The following is an 18302-nucleotide window of genomic DNA, read 5'->3' on the forward strand; positions in this document are numbered from 1 at the left end:
GGTTCTGCGCGACACGTGTGCGAGTGCCCCGTGTTCCTCTTGGTCCCCGCACTTGGCTTGAACCGCTCCGCAGTCGACATCCCGGCGTTATTCGCAAGCTCCCTTGCTGCTATGGCGAAGTCTGACTTCTCTCGTTTGCTCATCGTCGGCTGCGGCTCATCGCCTTCCCGACGCAGACCAGCCCGAGTTGCCGCTGACCTGACTGGATATCTCCCGGTGGGTGTTCGCGCGTGCCAAGATTGATGACCAGCTGGGTCGTCAGGGCGCTTGCGCGCCCCTCCCATGTCGCCCTTCCGCGTTCCGATCCGCGTCGGCACCCGGAATAACACAACTATAACGGCCCAATGGCTAGCCCCCACCGACGCTTCGTCGATGGCCTCTCGGCAGCCTGAGCACGGCTCGGGGCCGATGTGGTTCGCTACACCTTCATCGCAGCGGATCTGCACCACCTGCTCCTTGCCGGTCTCCCGGGGCACTCAGAACATGTGTCTGATGCCGATATTCGCCCCCGTCGTCGTCCCCGTCGCGCCAAACAGCGCATTGCTGACGGACAAACCCGTGCTCATTTCTCCGTGATTATTCAACACGCCGAATTGCGCATAAAGCGTCGTCGCTCGCGACAAAAAATACTGCACGCCCAATGCGGCCATCAGTGAATGATTCGATGACTTATCTCGATCAGTTATGTACCAGACACCACCATTCAGATCCAGTTGCGGCAGCGCAAAATAATCGAGGCCGCCACCGTAGACGTTGTTATTGAAACGGCTCGCGATCTTGAAATTGACAAACGACAGCTTCGTCGTAAGTTTTCCGATCTTGTAAGATGCGCCCAGCATTCGCCCTTCAAAAGCCACCGTAGACGGAGGGTTGGTATTTACTGTTCCGCCCCCGTTGCCATCAAAGAAGGCAGCATTGACCATCAGAGTGCCATCATCGTATTTCAAATTCGCGGAATACTGACGACCCGCCTGAAAATCACCCGCCTTGCCACCCATGGCTAGCAGCACGCCGCCTTGGAAGCCCGCGACAATCGGGCTGGTATATGACACTGCATTTGCCGTAAAGACCCCGGTCGCCGAAACGTTGCCCAGGTATATCGGCAAGCTGCTGCCGAACTGTGACAAGCCGCGCGGGTCGAGCTCGTAGAGGGACAGAAAGAACGGAGAGAATTGCAGACCCGCCTTGACTTCCCCCAATCGCCCTTTCAGTCCGACATATGCCTGGCGACCGAACTGGTTTCCGTTCGAATCGCTGTAGCCACCGGTCGCCACGCTGATACCGCTTTCAAGCCTGAATTCCGCTTTCAGCCCACCGCCCAGATCCTCTTGCCCCATCAACCCGAATTGCGACGGCGAAATTCCGCTGTCTGTAAATGAAAACTGCTTGCCCGCATTCCGCCCCGTCGTCGGGTCGAGTGTCTTGCTTGTGTATAACAGGCCTCCATCAACCATGCCGAACAATGTAATACTGCTTTGCGCATGTGACATCCCGGAAAACAACACGCCGGCTGCCACGACTGCCATCTTGATTCTCGCCTTCCTCTTCGGATACATACCAGATCTCCTCCATCATATTAAAACGTAATTTTTATGAATTTATAATTCAAAAACTTAACTTAGCATTGCATTTGCAATCCTAACTAATAATCATGAAATTTATTGCCATATCGACCATCAACCCATGCCGACAAGATCAAATTTCAGATACCGGACGAAAGCGGTCAGCCGAATCACAACAGCCGAATCTGGCGGCCCAATGCTCATATTCCGCCAGGCTTCCGCGCCCCTTGATTAGCGGACTCCACAAGAACATTCGTGCATAAATCTGACAGCGCAGGCGCCCGCCCAAGTCGCGATCCTCGTAGAGACGAGATTTCAGCGCGGCGAAACTGGTTCGAGTGCGAGCCATACGCACGCCGCCGTTCGCGGGGCTATCGAACAGCATCGAATCCAGTTCATCGCGCCCAGTACTGCGCTGCCATACCGGGCCGTCGGATCCTGCGATGCGTGGCTCACCTGTTCTGGCAAAAGAGGTCCAGCAGTCTCCCATCGCCGTTGCAACAAAGCGACGGCCTGCCCGATTTCTGCGGGTATTGCAATGGAACACATCCATTTCCCCTGACGTGTCGCGGAACGCAAAAGCGATTTCCAGCACGTGATTGGCGCCGAGCACCAGGTCAGGACGAATGAACGGCACCTTCGGATACTCATCCCACTCGAAGCGGTACGTCCATACGTCCCGGTGACCACCGGCTTCCATCGCCTCGGCGATCTCGTCGACGCCCTGTATCTGCCATGCCCGCGACAGATATTCGGCCTCTTTCAGATACTCGGACCGGTTACGCAACAGAGGAATTTCGCCGGCGATCAGCCGTGAATGCTCCGGCATCTTCGCCATGAACGTCTTGTACTCGTCGCGATTGGAACCGAGAATGACAGGAACACGATTCCACCGACCGCTACGCAATGCGTCGATCATGGACGCCTGCGGCAGTACCACCCCATCGTGGATGGGGCGCGGCCCGAGATAGATTCCCAGGCTCCCCGGGGTAAACACGTTGAGCAGTTGCTCAGCGCTGCGGCCGCGCAGGAATTCCGCCTGACATGCCAGGCTCATCGAGGCCATGTGCTGCTTCGCATGTGCGTGATCGCGCGCTTCGCCGGCGGCCACCAAGAGTCTGGCCGTCACTTCGAAAGCACTATTGGGATCTCCCGGCTCGACGTCGTCCCGCCAATGCGTGGCCCGCGCCGGGCTGGATCCGACGACGGCGGGAGACTGCGCGATCGCACGATGAAAAAGACCCGCCGCGCGCGGGCTGACCAACAGGTTGAGTACCTGCAACGCGCCCGCCGATTCGCCGAAGATGGTTACACAGTTCGCATCGCCGCCAAAGGCCGCAATATTTCGTTGTACCCAGCGCAGGGCCGCAACAACATCGAGCGTGCCGAAGTTGCCGGAACGGTCGTCGGCCGTCGAAGTCTCGTCGTGAAGTGCGGGATGATGAAACCACCCCAATACCCCAAGTCGGTAATTCACCGTGACCACGACGATGTCGTCATGAATGGAGTAGTTCCGCGCCGCGTCGTAAATCCCCGCCGTTCCGACCGCCATCGCACCGCCGAAGATCCATACCATGACGGGCAGACGTCGCTCCCGTGCCACCTCGGCGGGCATTGCCGGCGCGAATATGTTCAGCGTCAGGCAGTCTTCGTCACCGACGATCCGGCCGCGATGCGCCCGCCGCACGCCCGCCGCAACATCGCCGAATTGCGGCGGCATCGCACCGTGGCGACGCGCTTCAAGCACGCCCTGCCACGGCAGCGGCGGCTGCGGCGCCCGCCACCGCAGGGAACCCACGGGAGGGCGAGCGAAGGGGACGCCGCGCCACGCGTAAATGCCGCTGGACTCGCGCAAACCGATCAGCACGCCGCTCTCGGTCACTCGCATTGATTCCCGGTCTAATTCCATTGACCTCTCTCTTGTCGTTGGCGCGCCACGACATGCGCCGGCGCGCGGGTTTCCCGATTCCCGCAAGCCCTCAGGGCTGTCGCACAATGGCTTTCAGAACGCGGCCCCGCTCCGCATCGTCGACCGCCTGGTTGATCTGCTCGAAGTCATAGAATCTGACCAACCTGTCGAACGGGAAAAGGCCTTGCTGGTAGAGCCTGATAAGTGCGGGAATGAACACATCCGGGTTCGCATCCCCCTCGACCACTCCGCGCACTTGCCGGCCCGCTCCCATGAGGTGAAGCAGATCGATCTGGATCGTGCTTCCCGGCTTCGGTGCGCCGACGACGGCACAACACCCCCGTGGGGCCAGTATCCTGATGGCTTGCTCGACCACAGCAGGAATGCCTGTCGCGTCAACGGCGTAGTCGACGCCAATGCCTCCATTGATCTGCAGAATCTGCTCTCCGAGATCGGGAGTGTTCGCGCTGAAGACGTGCGTTGCGCCCAACTCTCTTGCAAGATCCAGCCGTTCCTCGTGAACATCGATTGCGACGATCGTGGTGGCACCGGCTACGCGTGCCGCCATCACGGCGGAGAGACCCACCGACCCTGCCCCGAAGACCGCCAACGATTTTCCCGGCCGGACATCGAGGGAATTCAGCACCGCCCCGGCACCGGTCTGCACGCCGCAGGCAAGCGGACCCAGCAGTTCCAGCGGCACGTCCCGCGGCACCTTGACGATGTTTCGTTCATGGCACAGCGCATGGCTGGCAAACGACGACTGACCGAATATGTTCCCGTAAACGAACTCCCCGTTCTTCGAGAGGCCACTCGATCCGTCCTGTCGCGTGCCGAAGAAGTTGCGCGGGAAGAACTCGTGACAGTAGGTCGACTCACCGTCGAAGCAGCTCGGGCAATGGCCGCAGGAGTTATAGGTCATCACCACGTGGTCGCCCGGCTTGACTTTCGTGACCGCAGCGCCAACACGCTCCACCACACCCGCACCCTCATGGCCGAGCACGGCGGGCAATGGGGTCGGCAAGTGCTGGTCCCGCATACCGATATCGGTATGGCAGATCCCGGTTGCCACGACGCGTACGAGGATTTCATTCTCGCGCGGGGCCTCGATCTGGAGCGTTTCCAGCAACATGGGCGTATGCGGCCCGCGCGCAACAGCGGCTCTGATATCCATTCAATCGTCTCCTTCGGTTAGTTTTCGCCGCTCAGACGGTAGCTTTCGAAATGACCACCGACTGCGGATTGGTGTACTCATGAAGCCCTTCCTTCGAGAATTCAACGCCAAGGCCGGATTGCTTGACGCCGCCGAACGGAATGTGCGGTGCCACCGCAAAATGCTGGTTCACCCATGTGCTGCCGGCTTCGAGCCGCGTGGCAATCCGCGTGCCGTTCTCGACATCGCCCGTCCACACGGATGCTCCGAGCCCATAGGTGCTCCGGTTGGCACGCGCGATCGCCTCGTCCACCGTATCGAACTTCAGAACCGAACGCACCGGTCCAAACACTTCTTCGTCCACCAACGGATTGCCTTCGTCGATATCGCGGATGACGGTTGGCGCGACGAAATAGCCTGGTCCCCAAGCATGGCCGCCGGCAATGACCCGTCCATACTTCGGCGCCTCTTTCAACACTTTCTTGATTGATTCGTATTGCCTTTTATTCTGGACGGGACCAAACCGTGTCGACGGATCAAGACCATCGCCAACCACGGCGTCGCAGGCCAGCCGTGCCAGTTCGTCGCACATTGCGTCGTAGATCCCCGATTGCACATAGATGCGCTTGATCGACATGCAGACCTGACCGGAATTGATGAACGCCATCTCGAATATGCGTGGCGCGACTTTCTTGACGTCAACGTCATCGAGCACGATTGCCGCGTCGTTTCCGCCGAGTTCGAGCGTCAATCGCTTCAATGTGTCGGAAGCCGATTTCATGATGGCGCGCCCCGTGCTGGTGGACCCGGTAAACGACACTTTCGCTACATCCGGGTGAGCCGTCAGAAGGGGGCCGATATCGCCGGCGTCAGGCACCACGTTCACGACGCCCGGCGGCACGATGTCGACAATGATCTCCCCCAGTCGCAATGCGGACAGCGGCGTTGTCGGACTGGGTTTCAGAACGAAGGTGTTACCCGCGATAAGCGCCGGCGCCAACTTGTAGCAAGCCATGAGGAACGGGAAGTTCCATGGCACGATGGCGGCCACAACCCCGAGGGCGCGTCGATGCAATTCCGCACGCTGCTGGTCATCGTCCTGCAGGATCTCGGGTTCAAAATCGAAACCCGCGAAATAGCGCAGTACTGCGGGCGATAAGAACGTTTCCATCGCTGCAGCTGCCAACGGCTTGCCCTGCTCGAGCGTAATCAGCCGCCCCAGCTCGTCCGCATGTTGTTCCAGTGCTGTCGCAATCTTCAACAGAACCTGCTTCCGGGCGGCGAGTGGCGTATCGCGCCACCCCGGCCACGCGCATTTCGCAGCTGCTACAGCACGTTCCACGTCACGAGGCGTCGCGCGTGGGCATTGCGTGATCACCTGTTCGGTTGCGGGGTTGATCACGTCCATCGTCGCCGAACCATGCTGCAGTTCTCCGTCGACAAGCATACGCAAATCGTATTGCATCGCCACGTCTCCTCCTGGTTATGCGGCACACTTGTCCGGTTCCGCTTCCTGGCTAATATACGGAGAACCATCATGCGGTTCATGGCGCACGATGCAGCCGACTTGACTGTCCGTGCAACGCGAACGGCTTGCGAGGTGCGAGCCGTCAGGCACCGTCGGTCGTACGTCTCTTTCGGAGGAAACTGGGCGCCGTGCCGTAGCAATCCCTGAAGGCTCGGCTGAAATGTGCGCTGTCCGAGAAGCCGTTCTCGAACGCAAGTTCGGTCACACTGCGATCGCGCAGTTCGGGATCCAAAAGCGCTGCATGGCAGCGCGCAAGGCGCAGATCACGAATGAAGGTTGCGGGAGGCGGCATGCCATGCCGCTGGAACTCCGCGTAGAGACTACGCCGCGAGATCTGCAGCGCGCGGGCCAGATCGTCGGGTGAAAAATCCGGATCGGCCAGTCGCGCGGTCGCCGCTTTCCTTGCCTGCTCCAGGCACAGACTCGGCATCGGCACTGTGTGTCCGTCATCACGCGCGAAGCGTAGCAAGGAACGAAACACGAGTTCGATCGCGCCACGCATGACGGAGGCGATGGAATCGTCGCCCGGCACGGAGAATAGCGAACGCATTGCCGCAAGCGCAGCCAGGCTCGCCGAGTCCACCGGGAGCGCTTGTCCGCCATACCGGTTTGCCAGTGGTCGCCATTGAGGCATCTCGGACAGATCAAACGACAAGGTGAGTGCGCGATAACTTCCGCTGGTCTGGAGCTGATACGGACGCGCAAGCCGATAAAGGGCGAGATTGCCCGGTTCGAGACGCAGGAATTGTCCACCCTGCTCCATCTCACCAACGCCGCTGACCTGCCATATCACCTTGAAGACGTCGTCGCTCGTCGTGGAACCGGAACCGTAGCGGTTCCGATAAACCTTTAAGGGCGTACACGAAATATCACCCGCGACATTGAGATCCGCCGTGCGGGTATCCAGCTGTCCCCTAAATCCCCCCTTTACGGGGCAAATGTCGAAAGGTCCGAGACGGGAACGGACCGCCTCTACGAACTGGTCCGCGCTGGTAGTACGCCAGAGCGGAGCAACCCGTCCGCCTGCCGTCTCCGCGCATTCGAACCGGTTGTCACGAACACCCGCATGTCCAGTAGCTCTTGTCATACCGGGAGAATCTCCGCTTTCGGTCACACCAGTTCGCACTGCACCGGTATCGCGTGTCGCACAACGGAGCGATGTCAAGCCACACGGCGTGACGTGACAAGGGGCGTGTCGACTCGTGAATCAATCTGAAATCGCGTCACGAGCACAAATCGTAGCGACGCGACGGCGGGTCGAACGCCCAACCCGCTCAAAACATGTGGCGAATGCCGGCCATCACCCCGACCTGCCCTTGCCCCGGAGCGGGTGTCGTCCCGCCTCCACCCGCGCTAACCGAATAGCTTGCATGACTGCTATTGGCGAGATACGCGCCCTGCAGATACACCGCAGTGCTTTTCGACAACAAATACGTTCCGCGAAGCACGCCGAGTGTCGCTCGGGCGTCCTGCCCACTGACGATCACACGATACACACCACCATCGAGCACGAATGTCGGCACGATCTGATAACGCGCGCTGACGTAGAAGAGATTCGAATGAACATTGGGACCACCGGACGACCCGGCATCGACCCATCGGCCGATCCAGCCGCCGACGAACTTCACGCCATAGAGGTTCACGTAGCCGTTGACCTGCGCACGGTCGTCTTTGTCGCCACCCGATGTGAGCGCCAATGGTTTGACACCATCGAAGAAATTCGCGGCGGCAGCGCCACCGCCGCGCTGCTCTTCATATGACGCCGCACCGCCGAACCACGATGCGTCGTACTTCAGCATCGCCGACCACGAACGGCACTCCGTCATCTCGCCCGGAACCTGCCCCACGCATGTGCCCTGCCCTGGTGAATTCCCGGTGCCCGCGGAATCGCGCCCGAACGAATAGGACGCGCCCACGGTGAAGCCGCCGAATTTTCCGAGATAGGCAACCGAGTTGTCGCTGCGTGCGTTCGGAATATATGAATCGAGCGAGCCCATGCCGTAGATGTTGGGCCCGACGACATCCGCGTCGATGACCGCAAGATAAGTCATCGTGTATTGTCGGCCGAACGACAGCGTACCGTACGGGCTCTCGACGCCAACCCAGCTCTGGCGACCGAACAGACGCCCGCCCTGCCCCATGGAACCGCTACCTACGTTGAATCCGCTTTCCAGAACGAACAATGCCTTATATCCACCGCCAAGATCCTCAGTTCCACGAATGCCCCACCGAGAAGGCAGTTCGCCCGTAATCGACGGCATGCGAACTACGCCGTTACCCGCCGCATTCGCGTGTGAAACGTACTCGACACCCGTATCGATGATGCCATACAGGGTCACGCTGCTTTGTGCATAGGATGTTGCGCTGAGCGCACACATTGCTCCGCCGACAAGATACTTCGCCTTCATCGTTGTCTCCTGGACCTAATCTCTTTCTATCATTTTTATACTTCTTTTGTTTCTGACCATTTGATTTCAAATTTCTTATGTAATAAATACTCCTAATTCAATCATAAGTTATCCGATAGCCTTCGACGGTTTCTCGGCATTCGATCTGCTAGCGAATCATTGCTGTCACGAACGAGTCGCTAAGGAAACTCTCCACGGGAAGTCCGCATTCCGCTCGAAACGCATGACGGGCCGCGTCGATCATCAAGGGGTTGCCGCACGCGTACACTTCAAATTCAGACAGATCGGGATGGTCGTGCTGCACAGCTTCATGAACGAAACCGGTACGGCCTTGCCAGGCCGGGTCCGGGTCCGAGAGGACCGGTACAAATTCAAGCCCCGGCGCAGATTCAGCCCAAGTCATTGCCTCATTCATCGCATAGAGATCCTCTTTTCGGCGCCCCCCCCAGTAAAAGGTCGCTCCGCGCTTCGACAGTTGGTCTCCACATGCACGCATCATCGAGGCAATCGGTGCGTATCCGGTTCCAGAAGCAAGCAGAATCAACGGTGCATTCGTGTCGCGTAACGTGAACGAACCAAACGGACCTTCAATCCGCAACAGGTCCCGCTGCTTGAGGTTCTGGAATACGTGTTGCGAAAATCGGCCTCCCGGCATCGCGCGAATGTGCCACTCGATCTCACCGTTCCCGGAAGGCGCGTTTGCCATCGAGTAGCTTCGCCGTGCGCCATCGCGCAGCACAACGTCGACATATTGACCCGCATCAAACTCGAACCCGCTGCCTGCGGGTAATTGAAGACGCAGGATCGTCACGTCCCCACTCACGCGTTCGACGGCCGTAACGCGCGCACCGGTCTTCACAATGCGGCGGCCTGGCTTTTCTGCCACTTCCGGGGTGTCAAGAACGACATCCGTTGCTGGAACCGCCAAGCACGTCAGGCAATGGCCGAGCTTCAGGCCTTCCGGCTCGGCACCCGCCGCATAGCGAACCTCGCCCGACACGATGCGGGTCTCGCAGGCGCGACACTCGCCGCGACGACAACTGTGCTTCGGAAAGAAGCCTGCTGCCAACGCAGTGTCGAGCACGGTCGATTCACCATCCGACGACAGTTCGACATTCGACGGTTCAAATTTCACTACAAACGTCGTCATCATCGTTTCCTGAATTACGAAGCCGCCCCTGCAGCCTTCGGTGCTCGATGCGCTGCCTTCAAATCCAGAGCCACGTCAACGATCATGTCCTCCTGGCCGCCCACCATGCGGCGCTTGCCGAGTTCAACGAGGATGTCCACGGTCTTGAGGTCGTACTTCTTCGCCGCTACTTCCGAATGCCGCAGAAAGCTCGAGTACACGCCCGCGTAACCGAGCGCGAGCGTCTCGCGATCGACACGCACCGGACGGTCCTGCAGCGGACGCACGATGTCGTCGGCAGCATCCATCAGCGTGTAAAGATCGGTGCCATGATTCCAGCCCATGCGCTCGGCCGCCGCGATGAACACTTCCAGCGGCGCATTGCCGGCACCCGCACCCATGCCCGCGAGCGACGCATCGATGCGATCGCAACCCTCTTCGACCGCGACGATCGAGTTCGCCACGCCCAGCGACAGGTTGTGGTGCGCATGCATACCCGTTTGCGTCTCAGGCTTGAGCACGGCCTTCACCGCACGGAACCGGTCACGCACATCGTTCATCGTCAGCGCACCGCCCGAGTCCACCACGTAAATGCAGGTCGCGCCATAGCTTTCCATCTTCTTCGCTTCGACCGCGAGCTTCTCCGGCGTGGTCATGTGACTCATCATCAGGAAGCCCACGGTGTCCATACCCAGCCCGCGCGCGTACTCGATGTGCTGCTTCGAGATGTCCGCCTCCGTGCAATGCGTCGCCACGCGCACGATGCGCGCGCCTGCGTCATATGCAGCCTTCAGATCGTGAATCGTACCGATGCCCGGCAGCAGCAGCGTCGCGATCTGCGCGTGCTTCACGACGTCAGCCACGGCCTCGATCCATTCGAGGTCGCTGTGCGCACCGAAGCCGTAGTTGAAACTTGATCCCTGCAGGCCGTCGCCGTGCGCGACTTCGATGCTGTCCACTTTCGCCTCGTCGAGCGCGCGTGCAATGTCCTGCACGTTCTGGATCGAGTACTGGTGACGAATCGCGTGACTGCCGTCGCGCAGCGTCACATCGGAGATATAGAGTTCTTTGTTCATCGCCGTTTGCTCCTTACACGCTCAAGAGCGTTTGCGCCATGCGCTCGGCAGTCGCGAGCGCAGCGGAAGTCATGATGTCGAGGTTGCCAGCGTATGCGGGCAAATAGTGCGCGGCGCCTTCCACCTCGAGGAACACCGACGTCTTCAATCCGCTGAATTTGCCGAGGCCCGGGATGTTGAGCGGCGCATTCGCGGGAATCTCGTCGAACTGCACCTGTTGCTTGAGGCGATAGCCAGGCACGTACGCATGCACCTTCGCGACCGTCTGTTCGATCGATTGTTCGATCTTCTCGCGGTCTGCCAGATCGGAGAGCGTGTAGACGGTGTCGCGCATCATCACCGGCGGTTCGGCCGGATTCAGCACGATGATTGCCTTGCCCTTCGCCGCGCCACCGACCACTTCGATCGCCTTCGAGGTCGTCTCGGTGAACTCGTCGATGTTCGCGCGAGTACCCGGGCCCGCCGACTTGCTGCTGATCGACGCCACGATCTCCGCGTAATGCACCTTCGCCACGCGCGAAACTGCCGCGACGATCGGAATCGTCGCCTGACCGCCGCACGTCACCATGTTGACGTTAGGCGCATCGATATGCGTGTCGAGGTTCACCACCGGCACGCAATACGGGCCGATCGCCGCGGGTGTCAGGTCGATCACGCGGATCGACGGCTTATGCTCACGCAACAGCGCATCGTTCTTGATGTGCGCACCGGCCGAGGTCGCATCGAACACGAAGTCGATGTCGTCGAACACCGGCAGGCGCGTGAGGCCTTCGACGCCTTCGTGCGTGGTCGCCACGCCCAAGCGTGCCGCGCGCGCGAGACCGTCCGAGCCAGGGTCGATGCCGACCATCGCCGCGACTTCAAGGTGCGCGCTGTTACGCATGATTTTGATCATCAGATCCGTGCCGATATTGCCGGAACCGATGATGGCCGCCTTAAGTTTCATATGGAAAACTCCCGATCCAGATTGCTTCAGCGCACGCGAATGACGGCGTGGTGATTTGAATAGAGGCGCTCGACCTCGTCTGCACGCAGGGTCAACACCGCGCGCTGATTGATATAGCCCTTGTCGGTGATTTCGCCCAGCTCGAGAGACGGCGGAGCGGTGAGCAGAACAGCACGCGCGGGCCGCTGGGACGAACCAAGACCAGCCCCAAAATCGGCAAGCGCCCGCGTAATGAGCTGGCGCACTTCCTCGCATGAGGCAAGCTCGTCACCACTCATCTCCGACCTCAAGTCGTTCGCGAGCGCACGCAGCGCCATCGACGGGAAAAGAAGCAGGCCGACCTCGTCCCGATCATGTCCGGTGACGACTGCGTCCTGGATATAGGGGTTCAGCACCGATACGACGCGAACGCGCAGCGTACCCACGGACACCCACGTTCCCGTGGTCAACTTGAAATCTTCGGCGACGCGGCCGTCGAAAATGACGCCAACATTGGGATCGCTCGGGTCGGCAAGACGACCCGCATCGCCGATACGATAGAACCGCTCCTCATCAAACGCCGCATGCGTGCGCTCGGGGTCATCTCGATAGGTCGTAAAAACAGACGGGCCACGAACCCGCATCTCGAGCTTGTCTTGACAAGGCACGAACTTGAGTTCAATGCCTGGAACAGGTACGCCGATGTTCCGCGAGTCAGATGTCGAAAAATGTGCGCTCGTAACAACGGGTGAAGTTTCGGTCGCGCCCCACTCCGTCGTGAAGAACACCGGCTCGTCCCGCACCGTCGCAGCAAGCGCGCGAACTCGGTCGGCGGTCTTTTGCGGAAGAGCAGCCGCGGCAAAAAAAAGCATGTCGAGTCGCTCGAAAAGCGACGAGGTAGCCTCAGGGTCCTTTTCGAGCAGCGGCAACAACGCGTCGTAGCCGCGCGGCACATTGAAGAACAGCGTCGGGCGAACGTCCTTCAGGTTCTGAACGGTCCGCTCGACCATCGCCGGCACCGGCCGGCCATCGTCGATGTACAGCGACCCGCCGTTGCGCAGGATGAGATTGAAGTTATGGTTTGCCCCGAACGTGTGACTCCACGGCAGCCAGTCGAGCACGACAGGCTGTGCGCGGTCGACGAAACGCCAGCACTGCGCAATCATCTGCTGGTTCGCACAGAGCATGTCGTGCGTGTTGATCACGACCTTCGGCTTTCCGGTGGAACCCGACGTCAGCAACAGGCGGGCAGGCGTATGAGGCACCACTGCCTGGAACGCCTGCTCAACAGCATCCGTTGGAGCGTACGCCTCCAGTTCGGCGAACGAGATGGCGCCCGGGCGAACGTTCCGGGTGTAGACAACGTGGCAGCGACCCGCATAGGTATCGACCGCCCGCCCATACAACTCACCGTCTTCTGCGTAAATGACAGCCGGCGCGAGCTGGTCGAGCATCGCGTGCAACTTCGAGTGGTCCTTGGCAACACGCGAGTATGCCGACGAGACGATGGAAATAGGTTTTCCGACGTGCATGGCAGCAAGCGACAACAGCGCGAGATTGACACTGTTATCCGACAGTGCAACGATCGAGCCGCCTTCTGTCAGGTCAAGGTCAAGCAGCGCCTGACCAATCCGACGCACCTTGTCGAGCGCATGCGCGTAACTCACTTCGCGCCACAAGTTGCGTGTGCCATCTACATCACGCTCAGCGATGAAAGTCGCGTTAGGTGTGTTCGTCGCCCACTCGATCAGCCATTCGCCGACACGGCGGTGATAAGGCTGAAGAAGTTCCGCCGAGCGCAGAACGAAGCTGCCGTCGCCACGATCCTCCCGAATGATGCGGGGGACAGCCAGCGCCCCCGGACGTGCCAGGGGTGATTGCAGAGGAGCCCCGGTCAACATGCTCGCTCCAACGTGGTCTCAACGGTCGTCAGTACGCTCTTGCCGTCGAGTGCGTCATTTGTCTCATTCATTGAGTCTCTCCTCCATCCGCCATTTTTCAATGGACAACTAACCAATCTGGCAACCAACGGACCCCAAGCCGCCGATGTGCACTTCAATTTGAGCGCCGCTCGATACTGCAATCATCGGCCCGAGTGCGCCCGACAACACAACGTCACCGGCGCGCAAGGGTTGACCACATACCGATAGCGCCTTCGCCAACCACCAGGCTGCATAAAGGGGGTTCCCGAGGCATGCCTGACCGGAACCTTCCGAGACGACATCCGCGTTCACCGAGCACTGCATCCGGCAACCTATCAGATCGATATCGGTGATACGGCGAGGCGTATTTCCCAGAACATACAGGCCGCAGGAAGCGTTATCCGCGACCGTATCGACAAGCGTAATGCGCCAGTCGTCGATGACGCTGTCTACGACTTCGATTGCCGGCAACGCATATTCGATGCCGTGGAGAAAACGACCCCAGCTGATCACATCGTCATCGAGATCGCGACCAAACACGAACGCGATTTCCGCTTCGGCCTTGGGTTGCACAAGGCGATCTGCCGGCACCACGGCGCCGGTCAGATACTCCATGTCGTCGAAGAGCACGCCGAAGTCCGGCTGGTCCACGCCGAGCTGTTGCTGCACTGCTTTGGACGTGAGACCAATTTTCTTCCCGACGATATGTCGCCCGCTCGCAATCGCGGCGCGCGTATTGATCTCGGCGACCGAATACGCAGCCTCTACGCCTTCGATGCCGTAGGTTTCCGAAATGCGTGGGATGGTCGTGCGCGCGAGACGAGCGGCACGCAGCGCCGCCGCGGCTTGTTCGATACGGTCATTCATCAATTTGTCGCTCCCTCGCTGTGCGCAGCGGATACATCTGCCACCTTCCAGTTCTTGACCTGCCGGGCAAGGCGTTCGATGACGTCGCGCTCCGACGAGAGGCATGCGGCATATTCGTCAGCCAGACGGTCCACGATTGCCGACAGCGGTTCGACCGCCGTGACAGCGCCCACACCATGACCAGCCGACCATACGTCTTTCCAGGCCTTCGGTGCCGTACTGATGTCACCGGAGAAGTCGATCTTCTTCTCTTCGCCGAGTTGTGCCGCTGAAAGTCCCGCGCGATCGAGCGTCGGGCGCAGCCAGTTCGCGAGCACACCCGACACTGCCTTGGACGCAACCAGGTCCTCCATCGTGCTTTCGACGAGCATGTCGCGATATGCAGGCTGCGCCATGCTCTCCTCGGCGGCGATGAAGCGCGTGCCAAGCACGGCGAAGTCAGCGCCAATCTGCAGAGCGGCACGCGTATGCGCTCCGGTCGATACAGCGCCCGCGAGACCAAGCGGCCCACGCCAGAACTGGCGCACTTCATCGACGAATGAGAACGGGTGATATGTACCCGTATGCCCACCGGCACCGGAGCACACGAGAATCAGGCCGTCGACCCCTGCATCCACGGCCTTGCGCGCCATGACGGGCGTGCTGACGTCGGCCATCACGAACCCACCATATCCATGCACGTGCTCCAATACTCGGCGTGGACTGCCGAGCGCAGTCGTGACAATTTTCGGCTGATAACGACGCACCAGTTCAAGCTCGGCGTCAAAGCGGTCGTAGCTGCTATGAACGATCATGTTCAGCGCCCAGGGGGCGGTACCACCTTGAGCCACACCGTCGGCGATCGTGCCCAGCGCCTCATCGAGCATCGAAATGTTCCGCGCATTCGGCGCCGCATAGGTACCGACGATGCCGGCACGCGACGACGCGATCACGAGTTCCGGGCTGGATACCAGAAACATCGGTGCGGCCATCACCGGCAGGCGGGTTTTCGCGAACAATTCACGAAGATGGACGGCAGTGGATTTTTCTTGCATGGCGTTCTGATGGATTTGTTGCGTCATTGCGACCTCCGGCGGGCGGGCCGCCCGCGAATTTCCCAGCCGCAATCGCTCTGGAGGATTGCAGCCGTCGTCGCAGGCGAATTCGTACGTGAGGCGAGCAGCACGTAATGCCCGGTGTGGTCCTCGGGCTGCGCGATGAATCCGAGCGCCATGCTGTCCGCGACCGTATCCGCGAAACCGGGTATATCGGAGAGTCGATCGTTTTCGCGCCCGAGGGACTGCGGCCCCTTCAATGGCGTGACGGTGCCGCCTGGGGCGACCCCGTTCACGCGAACGTCGGGTGCAAGTTCGTAGGCGAGTTGCCGGATCAAACCCACGCACGCGTGCTTGGAGGCCACATACACCGGACCACCACCGCCTGCGTAGAAGCTCGCGTTCGATAGCGTGAAAATCATGCTCCCGCGGCGCTCTCGCAGCGCCGGTGCCGCAGCATGCGCGGCCAACATATAACCGAGCACGTTCACGCCAAAGACTTCTTCGTAAGTCGCTTTCAGCGTGGGCCCGTCGAACTTTCGCAAGGATGCGAAGTGGTCCCACACCCCCGCGTTGCCGACCAACGTGTCGAGCTTGCCGAACTTGCGTACGGTCGCATCGACGGCCTCTGCGTTTGCCTCGGGAGACCGTACGTCGCCGACAGTGACCACGATCTGTTCGCCGAACGTTTCATACAGGGAATCAGCCTGTGCGGCATTGCGAATCAGCACACCGACGCCGCGTGCACCCTCCTCGAGAAAGCGCCGCAGCACGGCGAGTCCGATTCCCGAATTAGCGCCCGTAATGAGCGCGACATCATCGTTGAGCCAGCCCATGATCAGAAGAAGGTGTTGAGGTTTTTCGACATCAGCAGCGACTGCGTGATGACTATCTTTCGGCGTGCGACTCGCAGGCCGTCCTCGGTTTCGCGCAAAATGTCCTCGCGACGGCCAAGCAACAGGTCGTTATCTGCCTCGCCCCGGCTGCGATAATTCACGAATACCGAATGCGCCAGGTACTCGCCTTCGACTTCCGTCCGGCACGCCTCGACATTGCTGATGACGTGTACGTGCCGCGTCGGCGGATCTTCTGCCCAAGCCGACGGTTGCATGAAACGGGCAACCCTGCGCTGCAGGTCCAGATAAGTGTCGTCAAAGTACGCACCTCGCCCAGGCCCGTACGCGCCGATTCGGTCCGCCCGACGACGGTTTTCAATCGCCGGCATCCAGTAATGGATGTCGGGCGTCATCAGCGCGAGCCACGCCTCCCACGCCTCGCTATCGAGCAACCGAGCCTCTCGAAACAAAAACTGCTCGATTCGATTTGCGGTATCGCGGTCGACATGTTGCTCCGCCGCAGGAGCGAATTCGCCTTTCACATTCACGTTCATGCGCTCACCTTCCTGTCGTCGTAGTTGAACGCACTTTCCCGCAGCGCAGCCTTGTCGCGCTTCGGCACGTCTTTCCACGAACGAGCACTCAGCAGGTCGGCCCACCGCTGATAGAACGCGCGATGATTCGCCTCGTTCACCTGGTTTCGGTAGACGTTCCCGGGCAGATCGGTATCGGTCAGCCGCGTGCCAAGACCGAGACCCATGTACAGCTCCTGCTGGCGAGTCACGAACCCCGCGTTGGTGCGAGTCGAGAATTCGAAGTTCTCGCCGTCGTCCATCTCGAAGACACCGGAAGGCGAGAACGTCATCATCGTGCCCTTGAGCCATCGATCCTTGATGTCCTGCGGGGCGCTACGGTTCACGATCGTCCACGTGTGAAGTTCGATCTTTCCCGGCCCGCGCGGATGCCATACGCGGAACGTGTTCTGTCCCGGCAGGAACGAGAGATTCGGGAACACGCTCACGGACGAAATCGAACCGATCATCTTCGAGCGGAATTCGCCCAGCCGCTCTGCGACAGCGGGCTGGATGCCGTAGAGATACTTGCGGATTTCCTTGTCGCCCAGCGTCGCGGCATTGCCGACCACGTCGAGATTGAATTCCCAACCGTGTCCGTTGTAGTTCACATGATAGGAATCCGGATCGCGGTATACCTCGGCAACAGGGCCGCCGAGCATTGCGCGCGCCGCCGAATCGTGCGTCCAGAGCGCGTGATAGATGTCGCCGATGAAGTTTTCGACGGGCACCTTCCAGTTGCAGTTGATGACGGATTTCACGCAACTGCCGACGAACTCCGTGCCCTGCCCGTCCATGTCCAGCATCACGTCCAGATAGAAGCGGAAGTCGCCGAGCCATTCGTCGAGGGGCGGCGCATCCGGATCCATGTTGCCGAACACGAGCCCCTTGTAAGACGCCACCTGCGCGACTGGATGGAGACCGTGCTCGCCCGCCTTCATGCCGCTCGCGTCGAACAGTTCCTGGCCCGCCATGCCGCGCAGCGCGCCATCGATGCCGAAACTCCAGCCGTGATAGTTGCAGACGAAGCTGCGCGTATTGCCGGCGTCGGTAAAGTTGAGCTTGTTGCCGCGATGCGGGCACGTATTCAGGAACGCCTTGACCGAGCCATCCTTCTGGCGCACGACAATGACGTTATCCTCGGCCATGTACGTGGTCAGATAGTCGCCCGCCTTCGGCAATTGCGATTCGTGGGCGAGAAACAGCCAGCTACGAGCAAAGATTTTCTCGAGTTCCTGCTCGTAGATTTGATGGTCCCAGTAGACCCGACGCGACAGACTGCCCTTCTCCAGGTCGAGCAGCCTGTCGAGATACGGCAGCGGTTCGCTCGCCGTGTCGCGCTTGAGTCGAGGGCAAGCCCCCGTGCAATCGTGTGACATCT

Annotated in this window: 15 protein-coding genes; all 15 read right to left on the bottom strand. The window is 60.2% G+C overall.

Translation table 11 applies throughout. From position 1 onward, the window contains the following. Nucleotides 1–476: 476 nt before the first annotated feature. The gene (locus tag DIE13_RS02075; protein ID WP_124825575.1) at nt 477–1556 is read right to left on the bottom strand and encodes a porin; all 1080 of its coding nucleotides are present in this window, start codon (nt 1554–1556) and stop codon (nt 477–479) included. Between the two features lie 139 nt (nt 1557–1695). Beyond that, complete coding sequence (locus tag DIE13_RS02080) at nt 1696–3429, bottom strand: carboxylesterase/lipase family protein (RefSeq protein ID WP_260435024.1); 1734 nt, start codon at nt 3427–3429, stop codon at nt 1696–1698. 112 nt (nt 3430–3541) lie between these two features. Next, nucleotides 3542–4645, bottom strand: a complete 1104-nt coding sequence (locus DIE13_RS02085; protein ID WP_124825576.1) for an NAD(P)-dependent alcohol dehydrogenase — start codon at nt 4643–4645, stop codon at nt 3542–3544. A 31-nt stretch (nt 4646–4676) separates the two neighbouring features. Beyond that, a complete protein-coding gene (locus DIE13_RS02090) occupies nt 4677–6089 on the bottom strand; it encodes an aldehyde dehydrogenase family protein (RefSeq protein ID WP_124825577.1) in 1413 nt (470 codons plus the stop codon). Between the two features lie 145 nt (nt 6090–6234). Then, a complete protein-coding gene (locus DIE13_RS02095; protein ID WP_124825578.1) occupies nt 6235–7239 on the bottom strand; it encodes a helix-turn-helix domain-containing protein in 1005 nt (334 codons plus the stop codon). 187 nt (nt 7240–7426) lie between these two features. Beyond that, nucleotides 7427–8560 carry a porin gene (locus tag DIE13_RS02100; RefSeq protein ID WP_124825579.1) on the bottom strand — a complete coding sequence of 378 codons (1134 nt, stop codon included), beginning with the start codon at nt 8558–8560 and terminating at the stop codon, nt 7427–7429. 148 nt (nt 8561–8708) lie between these two features. Then, entirely contained in the window at nt 8709–9710 is a 1002-nt protein-coding gene (locus DIE13_RS02105) for an FAD-binding oxidoreductase (protein ID WP_124825580.1), read from the bottom strand. A 14-nt stretch (nt 9711–9724) separates the two neighbouring features. After that, nucleotides 9725–10765: a 4-hydroxy-2-oxovalerate aldolase gene (dmpG, locus tag DIE13_RS02110; protein WP_124825581.1), complete on the bottom strand. Its 1041-nt coding sequence runs from the start codon at nt 10763–10765 to the stop codon at nt 9725–9727. 13 nt (nt 10766–10778) lie between these two features. Next, the gene (locus DIE13_RS02115; protein ID WP_124825582.1) at nt 10779–11711 is read right to left on the bottom strand and encodes an acetaldehyde dehydrogenase (acetylating); all 933 of its coding nucleotides are present in this window, start codon (nt 11709–11711) and stop codon (nt 10779–10781) included. A gap of 26 nt (nt 11712–11737) precedes the next feature. Further along, entirely contained in the window at nt 11738–13591 is a 1854-nt protein-coding gene (locus DIE13_RS02120) for a feruloyl-CoA synthase (RefSeq protein ID WP_124825583.1), read from the bottom strand. A 108-nt stretch (nt 13592–13699) separates the two neighbouring features. Next, nucleotides 13700–14479, bottom strand: a complete 780-nt coding sequence (locus DIE13_RS02125) for a 2-keto-4-pentenoate hydratase (RefSeq protein WP_124825584.1) — start codon at nt 14477–14479, stop codon at nt 13700–13702. Further along, complete coding sequence (locus tag DIE13_RS02130) at nt 14479–15540, bottom strand: nitronate monooxygenase family protein (protein WP_174912058.1); 1062 nt, start codon at nt 15538–15540, stop codon at nt 14479–14481. Before DIE13_RS02130 ends, DIE13_RS02125 begins: the two co-directional genes overlap by 1 nt. Then, nucleotides 15537–16349, bottom strand: a complete 813-nt coding sequence (gene hcaB, locus DIE13_RS02135; protein WP_124825585.1) for a 3-(cis-5,6-dihydroxycyclohexa-1,3-dien-1-yl)propanoate dehydrogenase — start codon at nt 16347–16349, stop codon at nt 15537–15539. The genes DIE13_RS02130 and hcaB overlap by 4 nt, the downstream gene beginning before the upstream one ends. Before the next feature lie 2 nt (nt 16350–16351). Then, nucleotides 16352–16903, bottom strand: a complete 552-nt coding sequence (locus DIE13_RS02140) for a 3-phenylpropionate/cinnamic acid dioxygenase subunit beta (RefSeq protein WP_124825586.1) — start codon at nt 16901–16903, stop codon at nt 16352–16354. Further along, the gene (locus DIE13_RS02145) at nt 16900–18300 is read right to left on the bottom strand and encodes a Rieske 2Fe-2S domain-containing protein (protein WP_124825587.1); all 1401 of its coding nucleotides are present in this window, start codon (nt 18298–18300) and stop codon (nt 16900–16902) included. Before DIE13_RS02145 ends, DIE13_RS02140 begins: the two co-directional genes overlap by 4 nt. Nucleotides 18301–18302: the final 2 nt, after the last annotated feature.

Origin of the sequence: Burkholderia sp. Bp9016, from assembly GCF_003857765.1 — a bacterium.
GTDB lineage: Bacteria > Pseudomonadota > Gammaproteobacteria > Burkholderiales > Burkholderiaceae > Burkholderia.